Below are 18,215 nucleotides of genomic sequence, written 5' to 3'. Positions count from 1 at the left end.
TCCCGCTCCCTACCAGGAACCGGCCGTGGGGCCGGCCGAGCCGCCCCGGCGGCGCAGGTACTTCTCGAACTCCTGGGCGATCTCGTCGCCGGTGAGCGGCTGGATGCCGGCGTCGCCGACCCGTTCCTCCAGCTCCCGGACGTATTCGCCGAGCTCGGCATCCTGCTCGGCCGCGGCCCGCACCCGCTGCTCCCACTCGGCCGCCTCCTCGGCCAGGTCGGCCATCGGCACCGGCAGGTCGAGGACCTCCTCGACCCGGTGCAGCAGCGCCTGGGTGGCCTTGGGGCAGGGCGGGTTGTTGGCGTAGTGCGGCACGTGCACCCAGAAGGACAGCGCGTCGACCTCGGCTCGGGAACACGCGTCGTGCAGCACGCCGACGATCCCGGTCGGACCGTCGTACCGGGTCGGGGTGAGCTGGTAACGCTCTGCGGCGTCGCGGTCCGACGCGCTGCCGCTGATCGGCAGCGGTCGGGTGTATGGCACGTCGGCCAGCAGCGCGCCAAGCAGCACGACCCGGTTGATCTCCAGGCTGTGGCACAGCTCGAGCACCTGCTCGCAGAATGTCCGCCAGCGCATGCTGGGCTCGATGCCGCGGATCAGCACCACGTCCCGGTCGGTGCCCTCCGGGCTGGCCACCATGAAGCGGGTGGTCGGCCACTCGATCCGCCGGGTCTCGCCCTCGGTCATCGTGATGACGGGCCGGCTCACCTGGAAGTCGTAGAACTCCTCGGGGTCCAGTTCGGTGATGGGCCGGGCCTGCCACACCTGCTCCAGGTGCTCGACCGCGGCCGTCGAGGCGTCCGCGGCGTCGTTCCAGCCCTCGAAGGCCGCGATGGCCACCGGCGAGCGCAGCTCCGGCAGGCCGTCGAACTCCGTCATCGGGTCACCTCGCGGCGTGCCGCGTCGGCCGGCGAGCGGCGCCGGCCGCCGTACCGGTCGATCTCCCTGCTGGTGGTGTCCCTCGAATCCCTCACGTACGCCAGCCTACGTGTCCGGGGGCCATGCGGCCCGCTGGCCGCGCCGGGTGCGGGCCGCCCCCGGACCGGGACGATCGGGTACGCACCGGACCGAACGCGACGCACGTCACAGTATCTGAGATCCCGGAACGGTGAGCCGGGCGAACGTCACCCCAGGGACTAGCCTGGATGTCGTGCCCGATTCTCTGCTTGCCGACCTGACCCAGCGGATCCTCGTCGCCGACGGAGCGATGGGCACGATGCTGCACGCGGCGGACCTCTCCCTGGCGGACTACGACGGCCTGGAGGGGTGCAACGAGATCCTCAACATCACCCGCCCCGACGTCGTCCGGGACATCCACCGGGCCTACTTCGAGGCCGGCGCCGACTGCGTGGAGACCAACACGTTCGGGGCCAACCTGCCCAACCTCGGTGAGTACGGCATCGCCGACCGGATCCGCGAGCTCTCCGCGGCCGGCGCCCGGCTGGCCCGGGAGGCCGCGGACGAGTTCAGCACGCCCGACCGGCCGCGCTACGTGCTCGGCTCGATCGGCCCCGGCACCCGGCTACCGACTCTCGGGCACAGCCCGTACGCCGAGCTGCGCGACGCGTACCAGGAGAACGCGGCCGGGCTCATCGAGGGCGGCGTGGACGCGCTCATCGTGGAGACCTGCCAGGACCTGCTCCAGGTCAAGGCCGCGTTGATCGGGTCGAAGCGGGCCATGGCGGAGCTGGACCGGCGGGTGCCGCTGATCTGCCACGTGGCCGTGGAGACCACCGGCACGATGCTGCTCGGCTCCGAGATCGGCGCGGCGCTGGCCGCCATCGAGCCGCTCGGGGTGGACCTCATCGGGCTCAACTGCTCCACCGGCCCGGCCGAGATGGGCGAGCACCTGCGCTACCTGTCGCAGCACTCCCGCGTCCCGGTCTCGGTGATGCCGAACGCGGGCCTGCCGGTGCTGACCTCGGACGGGGCCTACTTCCCGCTGACCCCGCTGGAGCTGGCCGACGCCCTGGAGCGGTTCGTCACCGAGTACGGCGTGGCGCTGGTGGGCGGCTGTTGCGGCACCACCCCCGAGCACATCCGGGTGCTGGCCGAGCGGATGCGCGGGTTGACCCCGGCGGTCCGCGGGCCGCGGCACGAGCCGGGGGTCTCGTCGATCTATCACGCGGTGCCGTTCGCGCAGGACTCGTCGGTGCTGATGGTGGGGGAGCGCACCAACGCCAACGGCTCCAAGGCGTTCCGCGAGGCGATGCTGGCCGGCGACTGGCAGGACTGCGTCGAGATCGCCCGCGCCCAGGCCCGGGACGGGTCGCACCTGCTGGACCTGTGCGTCGACTACGTCGGCCGGGACGGCACCCGGGACATGCGGGAGCTGGCCGGCCGGTTCGCCACCGCCTCCACCCTGCCGATCATGCTGGACTCCACCGAGCCGGCGGTGATCGAGGCCGGGCTGGAGATGCTCGGCGGCCGGTGCGTGGTCAACTCGGTGAACTTCGAGGACGGCGACGGGCCCGGCTCCCGGTACGCCCGGGTGATGCCGATCGTCCGCGAGCACGGCGCCGCCGTGGTGGCGCTGCTCATCGACGAGGAAGGCCAGGCCCGCACCAAGGACTGGAAGGTACGGGTGGCCGCCCGGCTGATCGAGGACCTCACCGGCCGGTGGGGGATGGACCGGTCGGACATCCTCATCGACGCGCTGACCTTCCCGATCGCTACCGGTCAGGAGGAGACCCGCCGGGACGGCATCGAGACCATCGAGGCGATCCGGGAGATCGCCCGGCGCTACCCGGGGGTCAACTTCACCCTGGGCGTCTCCAACGTGTCGTTCGGGCTCAACCCGGCCGCCCGGCAGGTGCTCAACTCGGTGTTCCTGCACGAGTGCCAGCAGGCCGGCCTGACCAGCGCCATCGTGCACGCCAGCAAGATCCTGCCGGTCTCCCGGATCCCGGACGAGCAGCGCGAGGTCGCGCTCGACCTGGTCTACGACCGGCGCCGCGAGGGATACGACCCGGTGCAGGCGTTCATCGAGGCGTTCGAGGGCGTCGACGCGGCTTCGGCCCGGGCCACCCGCGCGGAGGAGTTGGCCGCGCTGCCGCTGGACGAGCGGCTCAAGCGGCGGATCATCGACGGCGAGCGGACCGGCCTGGAGGCCGACCTGGACACGGCCATGACCGAGGGCCGCAGCGCGCTGTCGATCATCAACGACCTGCTGCTGGATGGGATGAAGGTGGTTGGCGAGCTGTTCGGCTCCGGCCAGATGCAGCTGCCGTTCGTGCTCCAGTCGGCCGAGGTGATGAAGACCGCGGTGGCCTACCTCGAGCCGCACATGGAAAAGGCCGACGACGGCGGCAAGGGCCGGATCGTGCTGGCCACGGTGCGCGGCGACGTGCACGACATCGGCAAGAACCTGGTCGACATCATCCTGTCCAACAACGGCTACGAGGTCGTGAACATCGGCATCAAGCAGCCGATCTCGGCGATCCTGGACGCCGCCGAGGAGCACCGGGCCGACGCGATCGGCATGTCCGGGCTCCTGGTCAAGAGCACGGTCATCATGAAGGAGAACCTGGCCGAGATGGCCGACCGGGGCGTGGCCGAGCGCTGGCCGGTGCTGCTCGGCGGGGCGGCGCTGACCCGGGCGTACGTCGAGGACGACCTGCGGGGGATGTTCCCGGGGCAGGTGCACTACGCGCGGGACGCGTTCGAGGGTCTGTCGCTGATGGACCGGGTGATGACCGCCAAGCGCGGCGGCGCCCCGGTGGTCGACCCGGAGCGCGAGGCGGCGCTCGCGGCGCGGCGGGCCCGGCGGGAGCGGCAGCGGGCCGTGGTGACCGAGTCGCTGCCGGCGCTGGACGACACGTCGGTCCGGTCCGACGTGGCCACCGACGTGGAGGTGCCGGCGCCGCCGTTCTTCGGCACCCGGGTGGTCAAGGGACTGCCGCTGGCCGACTACGCGGCGCTGCTGGACGAGCGGGCCACCTTCCTGGGCCAGTGGGGGCTGCGCGGCTCGCGGGGCGGCTCGGGCCCGACGTACGAGGAGCTGGTGGAGACCCAGGGCCGGCCGCGGCTGCGGTACTGGCTGGATCGGCTCACCGCAGACAAGGTGCTCGAGGCGGCCGTGGTGTACGGCTACTTCCCGGCCTACTCCGAGGGCAACGACCTGGTGGTGCTGGACGAGAACGGGCACGCCGAGCGGGCCCGGTTCAGCTTCCCCCGGCAGCGCCAGGAACGCCGGCTGTGCCTGGCCGACTTCTTCCGGCCCAAGGGCGACCAGCTCGACGTGGTGGCCCTGCAGCTGGTCACCGTCGGCCAGCCGATCAGCGAATACACCGCGAAGCTGTTCGCCGGCAACGAATACCGCGACTACCTCGAGGTGCACGGGCTGTCCGTGCAGCTCACCGAGGCGCTGGCGGAGTACTGGCACCGGCGGATCCGGACCGAGCTGACCCTGCCCGGCGGCCGGACGCTGGCCCAGGACGACCCGGCCGACCTGGCCGGCCTGCTGCGCACCGACTACCGCGGCTGCCGGTACGCGTTCGGCTACCCGGCCTGCCCCGACCTGGAGGAACGGGCCAAGATCATGGACCTGCTGGCCGCCGACCGGATCGGCGTGCAGCTGTCGGAGGAGTTCCAGCTCATGCCCGAGCAGGCCACCGACGCCATCGTCGTACACCACCCCGAGGCCAACTACTTCAACGCCAAGTGACCAGCTAGGGCACCGTCCCTGGTGTCCGGGCGGTGGACTGGTTACGGTTCTCCGGTGCCGATGCCGTTCCTGCCCGGCTACGACGTGTCGGTCGTGCCGGCCGCCGGTGACCTGCTGGTGGCGGCGACCCTCGACGGACGGGTCGTGGTCCGGACCGACGGTGCCCTGCCGACCGTCGCCGCGCTGCCGGATGTGGCGTTGTTCCACATCGGCGCAATTTACGGTCGTCCGGTCTGGGCAGGTGAGTTGACCGCGACAGCCGAGGGTGCGGTGCTGCGGCCATGGCTTGAACTGGTGGCCGAGTTGCCGGGGCGGCCGTCGCCCGGGGTTACTACCAGGTGCGCTGGCGGCGCACCAACCGCCACTGCGGAGAGTGCGGGGGACCGCTGGTCGACTGCCCGGGTTTCCCGACGCGGCGCTGCCCGGAGTGCTCGACCCTGCCGTACGTGCCCAACGCCCTGTCACCCGCGGTGGTCATGGCCGTCGAGCACGACGACCGGTTGCTGCTGGTACGCCACACGTACGGGCCGCACCGGGACAGCTGGGAACTCGTGGCCGGGTTCGTCGAGCCCGGGGAGACGCTCGAAGGGGCGGCCAGCCGGGAGCTGTGGGAGGAGACCGGGCTGGTGCCGCTCCGGCTGACGTACACAGGTAGCCATCCCTGGTCGTTCAGCTCGCCGTCGGTGCTGCTGGCCGGTTTCGCCGCCACCGTTGACGTACCGACGCTGCGGCTGGATCCGGGCGAGATCGCCCAGGCGCGGTGGTTCACCCGGGCGGAGATTCGTGCCCTCGCACCAGCCGAGCTGCCGTCGTTCCCGTACACGCTGTCGTTGATCCATCAGTTCCTCGGACCCTGACCCGAGGTGGGCCGCACGAAGCCGGATCCAGCACGTCCACCCGATGGACCGCGCCGTCCGGTGGTGCATGATCCTCGGGTGGGTGTGCTCTACGACTATTTCGCGGCCGCCTCGGATGAGCAGGCCGCCGCCGCGATCGACCTCGATGGCGGCCCGGCCGGGGCCGAGGCCGTCTCGCCCGAGCTGCGGGCGGCCCTCGACGCCGGCGATCGGGAGGCGGTGGACCGTCTCATGCGGCCGCGCGTCCGGCTCTCCGAGCACGGCCTGCGGGTGCTGTCCACCAAGGGCATCGACCCGGTGGTGCAGATGGGAACCCTGGAGGGGCTGCTCACCCGCGTAGACGCCGACATCGTCTTTGCTCGCCCGCGCTCGGGCCGAGCCGTGGCCGTCAGAGACGAAGGCGAGCGGCTGGTCCTGACACTCACCGACGAACTGCAGCAGGCGCTGGCAGAGCAGACGCCCGAACGGCTGGACGCGGCCGCGGTGGCCTGGTCCCGGACCGAGGAGTTCTGGGGAAAGGGCGACCCGGAGCTGCTGGCCGATTTCCTGCGCGAACTCTCTCAGCTCGCCCGTGACGCGTGCGACCAGGGCCACCGGCTGTACTGCTGGGCGTGCGTGTAGCCCGGCGGCCCGGGACTGGCGTCAGCCCGGGAGGAGCTTTCCTACTCGGCGGCTTTCTGGCGCAGTTGCTCAACCGCGTCCTCGAACGCGCCGGGGGGCAGGGACCAGGGGCCGTCCTGCGGTGCGCCGAGCCGGCGTAGCGCCGGAGGTAACGTGTCCATCCAGCCGAACAGTCCCCGCCGCCGCATCCGGCGCCGGTACAGCGCCCGCCCGGCTTCCGTGTGCCAGTAGCGGTCCCCATGGGGATCGGCGCCCACGAGGCCGGCGGACACCAGGCGGGCTATCGCCCGGTTGAACTCGTCCTCCCTCAGGAGGGAGTGATTGATGCCCTCCGCCTTGACGACGATTTGTGTCAGTGAGTAGGCATCCTCGGGGCCGGTGCCCTCGATCGAGGCAAACACCCAGGCGTCCGATGTGGTCCAGTCGCCGGCCATCGCCTCACGGTACCGGCCAATCTCCCGGCCTCGCCGGCCGTGGCGTCGCGGTCCGCCGGCGTTCGTCTATCTGGCGGCCGAACGCCGGCGAACGACGACGGCGCGCTATCCGGGCGGCGCGGGGCGGACGATGGCGCCCGGCATCGGGTACGTCTCGATGGTGCCGACGCCGGCTTTGACCACCGGGTCGTTCGCGGCGATGGTGGCCAGCGCGGCCTCGTCCTCGGCCTCGACGACGCCGAGGCCCCACACGCCGGCCGGGTCGAGCACCGGGCCGAAGACCACGGCGGTGCCGGCGGCCAGCAGCCCGGTCCAGTAGCCGACGTGGTCGGCCATGACGGCCTGTTCCTGCTCGGTCTGGTCGGCGAAGAAGCTGGGACGCGGTGGGATCAGCTTGTAGGCGAAGTGCGCCATGTCAGGCCTCCGGGGCGGTGGTGAGCGGGGTTCCGGTCTCCAGCAGGGTCTTCAGGCCGCTGAGCACGAGCATCCAGCCGGGGCCGGAGACGCTCTTGGCGGTGCCGGGCGCCCCGTCGAGCCGGTCGTGGGTGAGGGTGAGCAGGCACAGGCCGCCGTCCTGTGGCTCGATGTCCCAGCTGACCCGGCTGGGTTGCTCTGCGGCCAGTTCCTCGTCGTAGAGGGAGCGCCACTCGTGCACGAGCCGGCGCGGCGGGTCCCACTCGAGCACCGGGCCGTCGCCCCAGGTGGACCCGTCGGGACCGTACGAGATGTGCCGTTCGGGGGTGTTGGTGATCCGGGCGCCGTGGAAGTAGAGCATGGTCTCGTCGGGATCGGTGATGGCCTGCCACACCCGCTCCGGGGTGGCCTTGATGAACACCTGGTAGATCTGCGTGCTCAGGTCAGGTGTCGTCATGCGGTTCCTCCAGTGCCTTCTTCAGGCCGGCGAGCAGCGATGCTGGGCCGGCCGTGTACTTGTCGATCCAGCGGTCGTGGATGAGCCGGATCGGTACGGGGTTGAGGAAGTGCAGCTTTTCCCGGCCCGACCGACGGGTGACGACCAGGCCGGCGTCCTGGAGCACCCGCAGGTGCTTCATCACGCCGAACCGGGTGATCTCGACCGCCGACTCCAACTCGGTGAGCGTGCGGCCGTCCCGCTCGAAGAGCAGGTCCAGCAGGTAGCGACGGGTGGGGTCCGCGAGAGCCTTGAACACCAGGTCGTCGTCCACCGAAGGAAAAATATGTGACCAGATGGTCACCTGTCAACGGGCTCGCCGCGTCGCGACCGTGTCAGCCGAGCGCGCGCAGGGGGCGGCTGGCCGGGCGCCGCAGGCGCCGCTGCCCTCATGGCCGCGATCGACTGGCACTTCACTCACTGGATGGCCAAGCCGGTGGCCTTCGTGAGCTATGGGGGCATGTCCGGGGGGCGTCATGCCGTCCTTCATCTGGAGAACGTCCTCAGCGAACTGCACGCGGTGACCAGCCGCCACGGGCGCGGACTTCCCGTGACGCCGCTGTGACGCGGCATGGGAAGGCTCTGCTTGCCCGGATGGACGGCTGGGGGGAGCGATCACATGTGGTCCAGCGGAGATGGCCGGCGCTTGTCGCGGGGCCGGCATCTGCTTCCCGCTGGCGGGGTGGCGGTGCTGTGCGTGCTGTCATTCGTCGCGGGAGCGACGACGCCGCAGCAGCCGCGGAAGGCGCTGGCGGAGACCGCGGCCGCTGCGGCGGCGCCCGCCCCCAGCGGATGTCCGAGCCCCGACCCCAACCTGTGGCCGTTCGGGGTGGTCTGCGGCCGCGACTTCGACGTCCCGTCGCCGCCGGAGTCGCCCAGCCTGGTGCCGACCATCGCCACCAAGACCACCACCCGGCTCTGGGGCACCGACCCGTTCCAGGAGGCGGTCTCGGTGACCCAGCACATCTGGCCGGCCGCGCTGCCGGAGAACGCGCCAGGGGAGACCGACAACGTCCCCGACCGGCCGTGGGGCATCACCCTGGTCACCGCCGACGATCCGCTGCAGGCCATCTCGGCCGTACCGCTGCTGCACTTTCCGGACGACGCCCCGATCCTCTTCGTCACCCGGACCGGCATCCCGACGGTGACCCTCAACGAGATCAAGCGGCTCGGGGACACCGGCATCGTCCGCTTCAACGACGTGGACGCGTTCCTGGTCGGCGCCGCCGCCAACGACGCGGTCAAGCGGCAACTCACGGCCATCGGGGTGAAGTGGACCGCGGTCACCGGCCGCACCGTCTTCGACCTGGCCAACAACATCGACAAGCTGTACGGCGGCATCCAGAACCCCGACCTCGGTGTGCCACAGATGGAGACCAGCGCCAGCACCGGTGGCAACGGCGCCCAGGACGTACTGATCGGTTCGGCGGACGGCGACGACTGGCGGTTCTACCTGCCGGCCACGCACTGGGCCTCGCACATGCCCGCCGGGCTGCTCTGGGCGCACCGCAACAGCGTGCCCGGACCGACGATCGACGCGCTCAAGCGCCGCAAGGGCCACGCGCTGATCTACGTGTACGGGGGTCCGGACCAGATCTCGGCGTCGGTCCTGCGGACCCTGAGCCAGTACGGCAGCGTCACCCGGATCGACGCCGACGACGCGGTCGCGTTCAACACCCCGGCCACGACCACCCCGGTCAACCTCTCCGTCGCCTTCGCCAAGATGTGGGACCCGGCCGGCATGATGGGCTGGAACATCCTCGGCCCCGGCCACGGCTTCACGCTGGTCAACATCGACAACTGGCAGGGGGCCGTCGCCTCCGCGCCGCTGTCGCACCTGGGCTACCACGCGCCGCTGCTGCTCACCGACAACTCCGGCAAGCTCCCGACCGAGGTGGAGAACTACTACAAGTTGGTGGCGCCCACCTTCCTCACCACCCCGGCCGACGGGCCGTACAACATGACCTTCATCATCGGCGACTACTCGATGCTCACCTGGCCGTTGCAGGCCCACGTCGACTTCATCTCCGAGATGTCCAACCGGCGCGTCTGGTCGCAATCCACCGGCGGCCGCTACGGCGACGGCGGCAACTGACCCGGCTGACCGGCGGCGGCGCGGGCACCCCGCTGGCTCGGGGCGTCCTCGCCGAGCATGCCGATGGGGATCCACAGTGTCATCGCGGCCGCCATGATGGCGCCCCCAACGGCCATCGCCGTCGGTAGGCTCCGCCAGGTCAGGGGCAGCACCACCAACGCGGCGGCGGCCTGCATGCCTCCGGCCCAGGCCAGGTGGGGCGCCCGCTGCCCGAGGCCGATCGGCCCCCGCCCACGCCAGGCGGTCAGCACACCGAGCGAGATCAGCACGGCGGGGATCGCCACCAGCACCCACGTCGGAACCGAAGGGACGGAAGAGAAGGTCCACGCCGAGCCGATGCCGAACAGGAGCGACCACAGGATCCAGAGCAGTCGGCGCAGCACAGGGCAGGAATACCCGCCGGCGGCCGGGCGCACGCACGGCGCTCGGCATCGGCGGGCAACGACGCCGCTGTCCGGGCCGTACCATCGGGCGGTGGTCAGATCGACGCCGGCCGAGCCGCCCGCGGCGCCGCTCACCGACGGCGTCGTGGCCGTACGCCCGCGGCGGGCCGCCGATGTGGACGCGATCGCCGCGGCGAGCGGCGACCCGGAGACGCTGCGGTGGCTGGACGACCGGCCGATGGACGCCGAGGCCCGGCGCACCAGCATGGCGCGCATCGACGAGGCGTGGCGCAGCGGCCGCGCCGCGCCGCTGGTGATCGCGGACGCGCGCACCGACGAGCCGGTCGGGATCATCAACCTGCAGTTCACGGACGACCGCACGAGCACCGTGGCGTACAGCGTGTTTCCGCAGCATCGCGGGCGGGGCATCGCCCCGCGGGCGGTTCGGCTGGTGGCCGGGTGGGCCGTCGCGGAGCTCGGCCTGCGGCGGCTGATCCTCGAGGCCGACGTGCAAAACCAGGCCTCGGTCCGGGTGGCGGAGAAGTGCGGGTTCCGCCGGGTCGGCACCCGCGCGGAGGCGGCCGAGGGCGGCGGCCGTACCGTCGTCGCCTTCGTCCTCGACGCTGCAGCCGCGGCCGGGGACTGACCCGGCCGCCGCCGGGGACCGAGCCGGCCGCCGCCCGGGACCGGCCCGGTGGTCGTCAGGTCGCGGCGCCCACCGGGTGGCCGTTGGCGCGCACGGCGTCCGCGGGATCAAGCGACCCCGGCCCGGGGGTCGCGGCCAGGTGCCGGCGCGCGGTGGTCTCCGAGACGCCGGCCCGCGCGGCGATCTGCGCCACCGTGGCGTCCGGCAGGGTGGCCGCGGCGCTGGCCACCCGCTGCGCGGCCGGAATCTTGGCCCGGTTCGTCCGAGGCCTGACGTCCGGCCGGTACGCCGGCGCGCTCGCCGCCGGAGCCGGCTCGGTGTCGCCGGCCCGCCGCCGGCCCGTCGCGGCCGGCCCGGGGAACGGCGGCGCCGGGTCGTGCGGCGCCGGCTCGACCGACGGTACGGGCAGCGCCCGCGCCGCCGCGGCCCGCTGCCGTGGCACGGCGGCCCGCTGCGCTGGCGCGGCGGGCCTCGGCTGGGCCGCGCCGGCGCCTGGATGCGGCGTTCCCGAGTGGGCCGCGCCCGGTTGGGGCCGGGTCGGGGCTTCCCACGAGCCCACCGCCGCCTCGACGACCGCCGCCTCGGCCGCCGGGGTTTCGGCTGCCGACCGGGCCACCTCCCCGGCCCGGACGGGCCCGGGCGGCGGCACGGCGACCGGCTTGCCGGTCCGGGCCAGCACCTCCACGGCCAGCATGAACGACACCGCCGGCACGGCCGCCACCATCCGGGCCGTGACGGTCGGCTGGGCGCTCGCGATGTTCGCCGCGAGGGTGGCCAGCACGCCGAACGCCAGGGCGATCCGGGCCGACAACCGCGGCAGCCGGCCGTTCCGCTTGTCGTCCAGCATCGCCAGGGTGGCCACCAGGATCAGCCCGTCGATCGCCAGCGGCAGCACCGCCGACACCGATCGGTGCTCGCCCGCGTTGATCGCGACCCGGTAGATGTGCTGGTACGAGGCGAAGCCCGCGACGGCCGCCACCAGGGCTGCCGCGGCGCGCGACGAGATGGTCGTGAGGGCCACCGGGCCTTCTCCTCCTCCAGCCTGGCCGGCCGCCCGGCGGGCGGCCTTAAGAGCGCTTGGCGACCTGGACCTTACCGATCACCCCCGAATGGCTGGCAAGTCCGAATACGCTCCGCGCCCCGGACGCCACGCCCCGTCCGGCGCTCACCGTGTCCGGGGCGGCGCGCTGTCAGACGGTGCAGCGCGCTGTCAGACGGTGCGGCGCGCGAGCGCCAGCCAGGTGAGGTACCGCTTGCTGATCCGGCCATTGTGGTTTCCGTCGATGAGATTGGCGAGGCAGGCGAGTAGCCCGTCGCGGGCCGGCTCGGGCAGCGCCCGGTGGCCGGAGTAGGTCATCAGCAGATCGAGATAGCCGTCGGTGGTGTAGGACTTCTCCCATTCGTACCGGCGGAACCGCACCGGGCCGAACCGCCCGGAGCGATCGAACTCGCCGGGTTCGTCCACGACCTCGGCGGCGGGCCTCAGGCGCAGCCCGGGCGGCGTATCCGGGTCGAAGCGTTCGTAGCAGCGTTGCGAGTCGGCAAAGAAGCGTTCGGTGCCGCCGGCTACGTGCTCGGAGTGGACCACCGCGAGAGCGCCGCCGGGTCGTAGGACGTCAGCCGCCCTGCCGACCCGGGTCTCCGGGTCGATCCAGTGGAAGGCGGTCGCGGCGAACACCAGGTCGAATGGCGTCGTTGGCGGCGTCCAACTCTCGAACGGGGACACCTCGATGGTGACATTTGGGAAGTCGCGCAGATTGCGTTCGGCCACCGCCGCCATGTCGGGGCTCAGTTCCACGGCGGTGATGCGGCAGCCGAGGCGGGCCAGCGGCCGGGTGGCCTGTCCGGTGCCGCAGCCGATCTCCAGCACCCGCGACTGTGGACCCAGTCCGGCCAGCCGGGCCAGGTCGGTGACCAGCTGGTCGGGATAGCCCGGCCGGGCCCGATCGTAGCGGTCGGCGTCCTGGCCGAAGGTGCTCCGAAGCAGTTCGCGGCGCGCGTCGGTCACCCGGGCACGGTACCGGCCAGATCCCGGTCGTTGCGACCGATTACCGGGATGAGCGCGGCGGCCACGACCAGGTGCGTCAGGCCCCGGATGACCTTCGTGCCGCCCCGCCTCGCAGGTCTTTACCGCTGCCGGGCGTTCGCCGGCAGCGGCAGCCAGGCCAGCACGTCCTGGATCTTCGCGTCCCAGTACGCCCAGTCGTGCCCACCCGGGGACAGTTCCAGGGTGACCGGTACGTCGCGCGCCCCCGCCACCTCGGCGAACCGGACCGCGTCGGCGTGCAGGTGGTCCTCGGTGCCGCAGCAGACGTACAGGTCCGGCAGCGTCGCCGGGTTGACCCGGTCGAGCAGCGACAGCACGTCGTCGTCGGTCCCGGCCACCGGTCGCCCGCCGAAGACGGTACGCCAGATCGCCGGGTCGAGCGGTCGGTCGGTGGTGTCCGCCACCCGGCTGGCCAGGTCCAGGCAGCCGGACAGGCTGGCCGCCGCCGCGAACCGGCCCGGGTCGCGCAGCGCCCACTTCAGCGCGCCGTACCCGCCCATCGACAGCCCGGCCACGAAGGTGTCGGCCCGCCGGTCGGACAGCCGGAAGAAGTCCCGGCACACCCGCGGCAGTTCCTCGCTCAGGAACGTCCAGTACCGGTTGCCGTTCGCCTCGTCGGTGTAGAAACTGCGGCTCACCTGGGGCATCACCACGGCCAGCCCGAGCGGCGCCACGTACCGTTCGATGGAGGTCCGGCGCAGCCAGACGGTGTCGTCGTCGCTGAGGCCGTGCAGCAGGTACAGCACCGGCGGGTCGCCGTCGGCGGCCGCGCCGGACAGCCCGATCTGCGCCGTCGTGCGCTGCGGCAGCAGCACGGTCATGGAGGTGCTCAGGCCGAGCACGTCCGAGAAGAAGTCACACCGAAGCAGCGCCATACCGGATGAACTTATCGGGTGCCCGCGGCGCGGGCCTGCACGGAGGGCCGATCATTCCGGTCCGCCTCGCCGCGCCTCGGCGGCGGCCTTCATCGGGGCGAGGGTGAGTCGGCGGAGCTGCCGGCGCGCGTACGGGCGGATGATCGGGGCGAGCGGGCGCAACCAGCCACGTAGGCGCACCTCGCCGACCACCTCGTACCGGCTGCCGGTGGGGGTGTCCCGGAACGTGTTGACGAACTCCGCGTCGTACCGCCGCTTGCGTTCGGTGACCACGATGCGGGCCGGCGGCTCCAGCCGCAGTCGGTTGGTCACCGAGCCCTCGCGGTGCTCGATGGCCAGCTCCACCGCATCACCGTCGCGGCCGGTCTCCCGGACCGCGTTGATCGCCGGAAAGAGCGCCGGCCAGTTCCGGTAGTCGGCGTACAGGTCGTACGCCCGCGCGGCCGGCGCGGCCACATCGACGCCGCCACGGACGATCATGACGGCCGGTGCCAGCGGCCGGTGCCGCACCGGAGCGCTCCGCGGTACGGGCGACCGCCGTTCATGCCGGCTCCATGCCGTGCCGCGCCATGAGGGCGCGCTCCTGCTCCGGGGTGGGCGGCTGCTCCCCCGACCACAGCTCCGCCAGGTCGGCGAAGTATCCGTCCAGCGCGGGGGAGTGCAGCACCAGCAGCCGGGCCGGCCGGTCGGAGGCGTTGCCGAAGGTGTGTCCGACGCCGGCGGGCACCAGCACGAAGGTCTCCGGGCCGCCACGGCGGGTCTCGCCGTCCAGGATGAACGTCACCTCGCCGTCCAGCACGAAGTACGCCTCGTCGTTGCCGGCGTGCCGGTGCGGCGGCGGCATCCGACCGCCCGGCGGCAGGGTCCGCTCCATCAGGGACAGTCGGCCTTCCGTGGTGCCGGCGAGGGCCTTGAACAGCATCACGCTGCCGCGCGCCTCCCGTCGTACCCCCTCGCCACGTTCGAAGATCGCGGCGTTGTCACCTGCGCTCATCCGTCCTCCCGGCGTCAGCGTACCGAGGCCGGGCCACGACGGGGCGGGCCTAACGGGCTGGCGTAACGGGCGGGTCGCAACGGCGCAGGCGTGCCGGGCCGGGTCGAAACGGCGTTGCGACGGCCGGTCCCGGCTGGTTGGCTCGGCCGATGATCGAAATCGCGGAGGTCGATCCGCACGACGACGCCGCGCTGCGGGCCTGGCACGCGGCGTCGCTGGCCGGCGGCACGGCCGGGCGACCGGCGGCGGTGGTGGAGACCTTCCCGGCCCTCGCCAGGTCCCTGCGAGAACCCGGCCCCCACCTGCGGCGGCTGCCGGTGGCGGCCGTCGAGGCCGGTACGGTGCTCGGCGCGTTGCTGCTGGAGTTGCCGCTCACCGAGAACCGGCAGGTCGCGCAGCTCGGGATCGCCGTACCGCCGGAGCATCGGCGGCGCGGCGTCGGCGCCGCGCTATGGGCCGCCGCCCGCGCTGCGGCCGACGGCCGTACCGTCTTCCAGGCCGAGGTGGCCGTGCCGGCCGGGCAGACCGTGGCGACCTGGCCCGGCGCGCTGTTCGCCCGGCGGCTCGGGTTCGCCAGCCGGCACGTCGAGGACCACCTCCGGCTCGCCCTGCCGGCGGCCGAGGACCTGCTGGACCGGCTCGCGGCCGCGGCGACCGGCCGGGCCGCCGGGTACCGCGTGGTCTCCTGGGCCGGGCCCTGCCCCGAGGAACACCTTCCGGCGTACGCGGCCATGCGGGCCGCGATGTCCCGGGAGGTGCCGGTCGGCGAGCTGGACCGGGCAGCGGTGGAGTACGACGTGCACCGGCTCCGGGCCGAGGAGCAGCGTCTCGCGGCCACCTACCTCTCGGTGGTGTCCCTGGCCCGGACCCGGGACGGCGAACCCGCCGGCTACACGCTGTGCTATCTCGATCGCAAGGACCGCTCGAACGCCAAGCAGGACGACACGTTCGTGTTCGCCCGGCACCGCGGCCATCGCCTGGGCGTGCTGCTCAAGGTGGCCAACCTGCGCCAGCTGGGCCGGCACGGCGCCGAACGCCGCTGGCTGCACAGCTGGACCGCCGAGAGCAACGCGCCGATGCGCGCGGTCAACGACCGGTTCGGCTTCCGGATGGTGGAGCAGCTGCACGAGTACGAGCTGGCCACCTGAGCTGTCCGGGCCCGGTTCCCCTTACCTGAGATCGCATCGAGGGCTTCTCGGCTCCCCGCGGGTAGGGCATTCTGATGCCATGGGTCAGATCTTGCCGGGCACCGGCCGGGGTGGTGTGTTCGCCGACGCGCGCGGGCCGGAGCGCACCATGCGGGTCACCCACCACCCGGAGCAGGACATCGTGGTGTTGTCGCTCTGGCTGGGGCCGCTGTGCCGCAGCTCGTTCCGGCTGCCGGTCGACCAGGTGGACGGGTTGGTCGCCGCGCTCACCAACGAGGGGGCGCCGGAGAGCCCGACCCCCGGGTCGGGTACGGAACCGGGCGTGCCGCCGACGCAGCCGCTCGGCCCGCCCACGGCGTCGGGCGCGGTGGACGGGCCGGCCGTGCTGGCCGGCGCAGCGGGCGTGGCGCCGGACCGCGCCACCGCCGCCTCATCGGCGGCCGCGCCCACCGGCGGCGGTGTCGGTCCGGGCGGGGCGGGCGCGGTCGGCGCCGACCCGGCCGGCCGTGACCACGACCCGGCCGGCCGCGAACTCGGCGCGGTCGGCGGCGACCCGCTGCCGGTGGTGCAGACCGGCGCCGTCGATCCGGCGGCCTTCGCGCTCGCCGGTGGCGAGGCCGGCGTCGCGGGCTGACCTTGCGCCGCCGGCCGGGACCCGGCAAACGGCGCTGGCCGTGGCCCGCGCGATGACCGCTGCCCGGCGCGGGCCGCCGAGCGGCGGCCGGCCCTCGGCCCGGCACAGGAATCCGCGGCCATTGCTGGCGGAGTTATTGGGTATTGATGGCGCACCGCCGTAGCCCAGGAGGTTCCCGTGCAGCCCGCAACCCGTGACCGGTCCGGCCCCGTCCTGCGCCTCGCGGCGCTGTTGTCCGCGCTCGTCGTGGCCCTGGCCTGCGGGGCGGGGACCACGCCGGACGGGGGTGGCGGTGACCGCCCGGCGGCCGGTCGCTCCTCCGCCGGCCGGTCCTCCCCGCCGCAGGGCCGGCAGGAGGACGGCACGATGACCATCGGGGAGTTCAAGAGCGACCTCAACGGCGCGGTCGACCTGGCCGAGCAGTACTGGGGGGCGCGCTTCCAGCAGAACGGCCAGCGGTTCCAGCCGGTCCGTCGGGTCGTGGCCTACCAGCGGACCGGCGAGGTGTCGTGCGCCGGCCAGGGCGTGCCGCGCAACAACGCGCTCTACTGCTCCGACGGCGACTTCATCGCCTACGACGTCAACTGGGCAGTGCAGGCCTTCCGCAAGATCGGTGACGCGTTCCTCTACTACCTGCTCGGCCACGAGTACGCGCACGGCATCCAGACCCGGCTCGGCATCCGGTACAGCTACACGATCCAGCAGGAACTGCAGGCCGACTGCATGGCCGGCGCGTACATCGGCGACTCGGTGAAGGACGGCGATCTCGACCTTCAGGACGGCGACCTGGACGAGCTGCGCCGGGGGCTGGCCGCGGTGGCCGACGACCCGGGCCAACCGTGGTTCGCGGAGGGAGCGCACGGCAGCGCCAAGCAGCGCACCGATTCCTTCTTCAACGGCTACCAGCGGTCGTTGGCCGCCTGTGACCTGGGCCGTTGAGCTAGGTCACCCCGGAGACGGCCGGTGCGGCCACCGGTGGCGGCGCGCTGGCAGGATCGAGCAGGATCGAACTGCCGGTCCTTGACGACCGTCGCGGCCGCGCCGCGCCGAGCGGCCGGGTCCCGCCCCGCGCCGCGCCCGGCGGCGCGGCGGGCTGCGCCGGTCGTCCCGTGCCCGAAGGAGGACCCCCTGACCGCCGCCACCCCCGCCCCCGCCGCGGTGCTGTTCGACATGGACGGCACCCTGATCGACAGCGAACGGTTGTGGACCATCGCGCTCAACGAACTCGCCGCCACGTACGGCGGGAGCCTCTCGGCCGAGGCCCGGGCCGCGATGGTCGGTACGTCGATGGACCAGTCGATGGTCCTCCTGCACGACGATCTGGGCCAGCCGTGGCGGGACGCCGCCGCCGGGGCCGCCTGGCTGGAAAAGCGGGTGGCCGAGTTGTTCGGCACCGAGGTCCGGTTTCGGCCGGGCGCGCGGGAGCTGGTCCGGGCCGTCCGCACGGCCGGCATCCCGACCGCGCTGGTCACCTCCACCGCCCGGCAGCTCGTGGAGGTCGCGCTGCAGACCATCGGGCGCGACAACTTCGACGTGGTGGTCTGCGGCGACGAGGTGGACAACACCAAGCCGCATCCGGAGCCCTACCTGACGGCGGCGCGGCTGCTCGGCGTGCCGATCGGCCGGTGCGTGGCCATCGAGGACTCGCCCACCGGGGTGGCCAGCGCGCTGGCCGCCGGCGCCGCGGTGCTGGCGGTGCCCTCCGACGTGCCGCTGGCGCCGGCCGACGGCGTACGCCGGCTGGACAGCCTGACCGCCGCGGACCTGGAACTGCTGGCCAGCCTCCAGGCCCGGGCGACCGGCTGAGCCACCGGCCGCGCTCGCCCGCCCGGAGCGTCACGGCCGGCCGACGGTCGCCCGCCCGGAGCGTTACGGCCGGCCGACGGTCGCCCGGCCGGGGGCGTT

Annotated in this window: 21 protein-coding genes; 10 read left to right on the top strand and 11 right to left on the bottom strand. The window is 73.0% G+C overall.

The features are described 5' to 3' along the window. Positions 1 to 9: 9 nt before the first annotated feature. Complete coding sequence (locus ACFFHU_RS23145) at positions 10 to 879, bottom strand: PAC2 family protein (protein ID WP_377342188.1); 870 nt, start codon at positions 877 to 879, stop codon at positions 10 to 12. A 283-nt stretch (positions 880 to 1,162) separates the two neighbouring features. Here ACFFHU_RS23145 and metH point away from each other — a divergent pair, with 283 nt between their 5' ends. The 3 genes from metH to ACFFHU_RS23130 all read left to right on the top strand — a co-directional run bounded on the left by metH (position 1,163) and on the right by ACFFHU_RS23130 (position 6,144). Beyond that, entirely contained in the window at positions 1,163 to 4,666 is a 3,504-nt protein-coding gene (gene metH, locus ACFFHU_RS23140; RefSeq protein ID WP_377342519.1) for a methionine synthase, read from the top strand. Between the two features lie 446 nt (positions 4,667 to 5,112). After that, positions 5,113 to 5,523, top strand: a complete 411-nt coding sequence (locus ACFFHU_RS23135; RefSeq protein ID WP_377342185.1) for an NAD(+) diphosphatase — start codon at positions 5,113 to 5,115, stop codon at positions 5,521 to 5,523. A gap of 78 nt (positions 5,524 to 5,601) precedes the next feature. Then, on the top strand, positions 5,602 to 6,144 hold the full coding sequence (locus ACFFHU_RS23130) for a hypothetical protein (RefSeq protein ID WP_377342183.1): 543 nt from the start codon (positions 5,602 to 5,604) through the stop codon (positions 6,142 to 6,144). Between the two features lie 41 nt (positions 6,145 to 6,185). On the opposite strand, the gene ACFFHU_RS23125 is transcribed toward ACFFHU_RS23130, so the two are convergent. The 4 genes from ACFFHU_RS23125 to ACFFHU_RS23110 form a co-directional block, all read right to left on the bottom strand. After that, the gene (locus tag ACFFHU_RS23125; RefSeq protein ID WP_377342181.1) at positions 6,186 to 6,578 is read right to left on the bottom strand and encodes a hypothetical protein; all 393 of its coding nucleotides are present in this window, start codon (positions 6,576 to 6,578) and stop codon (positions 6,186 to 6,188) included. A gap of 105 nt (positions 6,579 to 6,683) precedes the next feature. Further along, complete coding sequence (locus ACFFHU_RS23120; RefSeq protein WP_377342179.1) at positions 6,684 to 6,992, bottom strand: YciI family protein; 309 nt, start codon at positions 6,990 to 6,992, stop codon at positions 6,684 to 6,686. Between the two features lies 1 nt (position 6,993). Beyond that, the gene (locus ACFFHU_RS23115) at positions 6,994 to 7,449 is read right to left on the bottom strand and encodes an SRPBCC family protein (RefSeq protein WP_377342178.1); all 456 of its coding nucleotides are present in this window, start codon (positions 7,447 to 7,449) and stop codon (positions 6,994 to 6,996) included. Further along, positions 7,436 to 7,762, bottom strand: coding sequence for an ArsR/SmtB family transcription factor (locus ACFFHU_RS23110; RefSeq protein WP_377342177.1), 327 nt, complete (start codon positions 7,760 to 7,762; stop codon positions 7,436 to 7,438). The genes ACFFHU_RS23115 and ACFFHU_RS23110 overlap by 14 nt, the downstream gene beginning before the upstream one ends. A 117-nt stretch (positions 7,763 to 7,879) precedes the next feature. Between ACFFHU_RS23110 and ACFFHU_RS23105 the strand changes: the two genes are divergently transcribed. Then, complete coding sequence (locus ACFFHU_RS23105; protein WP_377342176.1) at positions 7,880 to 8,053, top strand: NADPH-dependent FMN reductase; 174 nt, start codon at positions 7,880 to 7,882, stop codon at positions 8,051 to 8,053. Between the two features lie 132 nt (positions 8,054 to 8,185). Next, complete coding sequence (locus ACFFHU_RS23100; RefSeq protein ID WP_377342175.1) at positions 8,186 to 9,583, top strand: hypothetical protein; 1,398 nt, start codon at positions 8,186 to 8,188, stop codon at positions 9,581 to 9,583. Here ACFFHU_RS23100 and ACFFHU_RS23095 read toward each other — a convergent pair. Then, a complete protein-coding gene (locus ACFFHU_RS23095) occupies positions 9,562 to 9,966 on the bottom strand; it encodes a hypothetical protein (RefSeq protein WP_377342173.1) in 405 nt (134 codons plus the stop codon). The two genes, ACFFHU_RS23100 and ACFFHU_RS23095, sit on opposite strands and share 22 nt — an antisense overlap. Before the next feature lie 91 nt (positions 9,967 to 10,057). Between ACFFHU_RS23095 and ACFFHU_RS23090 the strand changes: the two genes are divergently transcribed. Further along, positions 10,058 to 10,612, top strand: coding sequence for a GNAT family N-acetyltransferase (locus ACFFHU_RS23090; protein WP_377342172.1), 555 nt, complete (start codon positions 10,058 to 10,060; stop codon positions 10,610 to 10,612). A gap of 55 nt (positions 10,613 to 10,667) precedes the next feature. On the opposite strand, the gene ACFFHU_RS23085 is transcribed toward ACFFHU_RS23090, so the two are convergent. The 5 genes from ACFFHU_RS23085 to ACFFHU_RS23065 form a co-directional block, all read right to left on the bottom strand. Continuing rightward, entirely contained in the window at positions 10,668 to 11,633 is a 966-nt protein-coding gene (locus ACFFHU_RS23085; protein WP_377342170.1) for a DUF2637 domain-containing protein, read from the bottom strand. Positions 11,634 to 11,822: 189 nt separating this feature from the next. Beyond that, positions 11,823 to 12,620, bottom strand: coding sequence for a class I SAM-dependent methyltransferase (locus ACFFHU_RS23080; protein ID WP_377342168.1), 798 nt, complete (start codon positions 12,618 to 12,620; stop codon positions 11,823 to 11,825). Between the two features lie 119 nt (positions 12,621 to 12,739). Further along, positions 12,740 to 13,534: an alpha/beta hydrolase gene (locus ACFFHU_RS23075; RefSeq protein ID WP_377342166.1), complete on the bottom strand. Its 795-nt coding sequence runs from the start codon at positions 13,532 to 13,534 to the stop codon at positions 12,740 to 12,742. 51 nt (positions 13,535 to 13,585) lie between these two features. Further along, entirely contained in the window at positions 13,586 to 14,044 is a 459-nt protein-coding gene (locus ACFFHU_RS23070) for an SRPBCC family protein (protein ID WP_377342164.1), read from the bottom strand. A gap of 31 nt (positions 14,045 to 14,075) precedes the next feature. After that, complete coding sequence (locus ACFFHU_RS23065) at positions 14,076 to 14,528, bottom strand: cupin domain-containing protein (RefSeq protein ID WP_377342162.1); 453 nt, start codon at positions 14,526 to 14,528, stop codon at positions 14,076 to 14,078. Positions 14,529 to 14,677: 149 nt separating this feature from the next. Here ACFFHU_RS23065 and ACFFHU_RS23060 point away from each other — a divergent pair, with 149 nt between their 5' ends. The 4 genes from ACFFHU_RS23060 (at position 14,678) to ACFFHU_RS23045 (ending at position 18,116) form a co-directional block, all read left to right on the top strand. Then, entirely contained in the window at positions 14,678 to 15,676 is a 999-nt protein-coding gene (locus ACFFHU_RS23060; protein WP_377342160.1) for a GNAT family N-acetyltransferase, read from the top strand. A 79-nt stretch (positions 15,677 to 15,755) separates the two neighbouring features. Beyond that, positions 15,756 to 16,310 (top strand): hypothetical protein, encoded by a 555-nt coding sequence (locus ACFFHU_RS23055; RefSeq protein ID WP_377342158.1) that lies wholly within the window; start codon positions 15,756 to 15,758, stop codon positions 16,308 to 16,310. 177 nt (positions 16,311 to 16,487) lie between these two features. Further along, positions 16,488 to 17,249: a neutral zinc metallopeptidase gene (locus ACFFHU_RS23050; RefSeq protein ID WP_377342157.1), complete on the top strand. Its 762-nt coding sequence runs from the start codon at positions 16,488 to 16,490 to the stop codon at positions 17,247 to 17,249. A gap of 219 nt (positions 17,250 to 17,468) precedes the next feature. After that, positions 17,469 to 18,116: an HAD family hydrolase gene (locus ACFFHU_RS23045; RefSeq protein ID WP_377342518.1), complete on the top strand. Its 648-nt coding sequence runs from the start codon at positions 17,469 to 17,471 to the stop codon at positions 18,114 to 18,116. Positions 18,117 to 18,215 lie beyond the last annotated feature (99 nt).

The organism is Plantactinospora siamensis, assembly GCF_042434095.1.
Classification (GTDB): domain Bacteria; phylum Actinomycetota; class Actinomycetes; order Mycobacteriales; family Micromonosporaceae; genus KBS50.
This window is presented reverse-complemented; position numbering and strand designations above follow the sequence as displayed.

Excerpts from the sequence above, each read along its gene's own strand:
- ACFFHU_RS23145 (WP_377342188.1), bottom strand. The coding sequence starts at position 879 with ATGACGGAGTTCGACGGCCTGCCGGAGCTGCGCTCGCCGGTGGCCATC.
- ACFFHU_RS23125 (WP_377342181.1), bottom strand. The coding sequence starts at position 6,578 with ATGGCCGGCGACTGGACCACATCGGACGCCTGGGTGTTTGCCTCGATC.
- ACFFHU_RS23120 (WP_377342179.1), bottom strand. The coding sequence starts at position 6,992 with ATGGCGCACTTCGCCTACAAGCTGATCCCACCGCGTCCCAGCTTCTTC.
- ACFFHU_RS23115 (WP_377342178.1), bottom strand. The coding sequence starts at position 7,449 with ATGACGACACCTGACCTGAGCACGCAGATCTACCAGGTGTTCATCAAG.
- ACFFHU_RS23105 (WP_377342176.1), top strand. The coding sequence starts at position 7,880 with ATGGCCGCGATCGACTGGCACTTCACTCACTGGATGGCCAAGCCGGTG.
- ACFFHU_RS23075 (WP_377342166.1), bottom strand. The coding sequence starts at position 13,534 with ATGGCGCTGCTTCGGTGTGACTTCTTCTCGGACGTGCTCGGCCTGAGC.
- ACFFHU_RS23065 (WP_377342162.1), bottom strand. The coding sequence starts at position 14,528 with ATGAGCGCAGGTGACAACGCCGCGATCTTCGAACGTGGCGAGGGGGTA.
- ACFFHU_RS23060 (WP_377342160.1), top strand. The coding sequence starts at position 14,678 with ATGATCGAAATCGCGGAGGTCGATCCGCACGACGACGCCGCGCTGCGG.
- ACFFHU_RS23055 (WP_377342158.1), top strand. The coding sequence starts at position 15,756 with ATGGGTCAGATCTTGCCGGGCACCGGCCGGGGTGGTGTGTTCGCCGAC.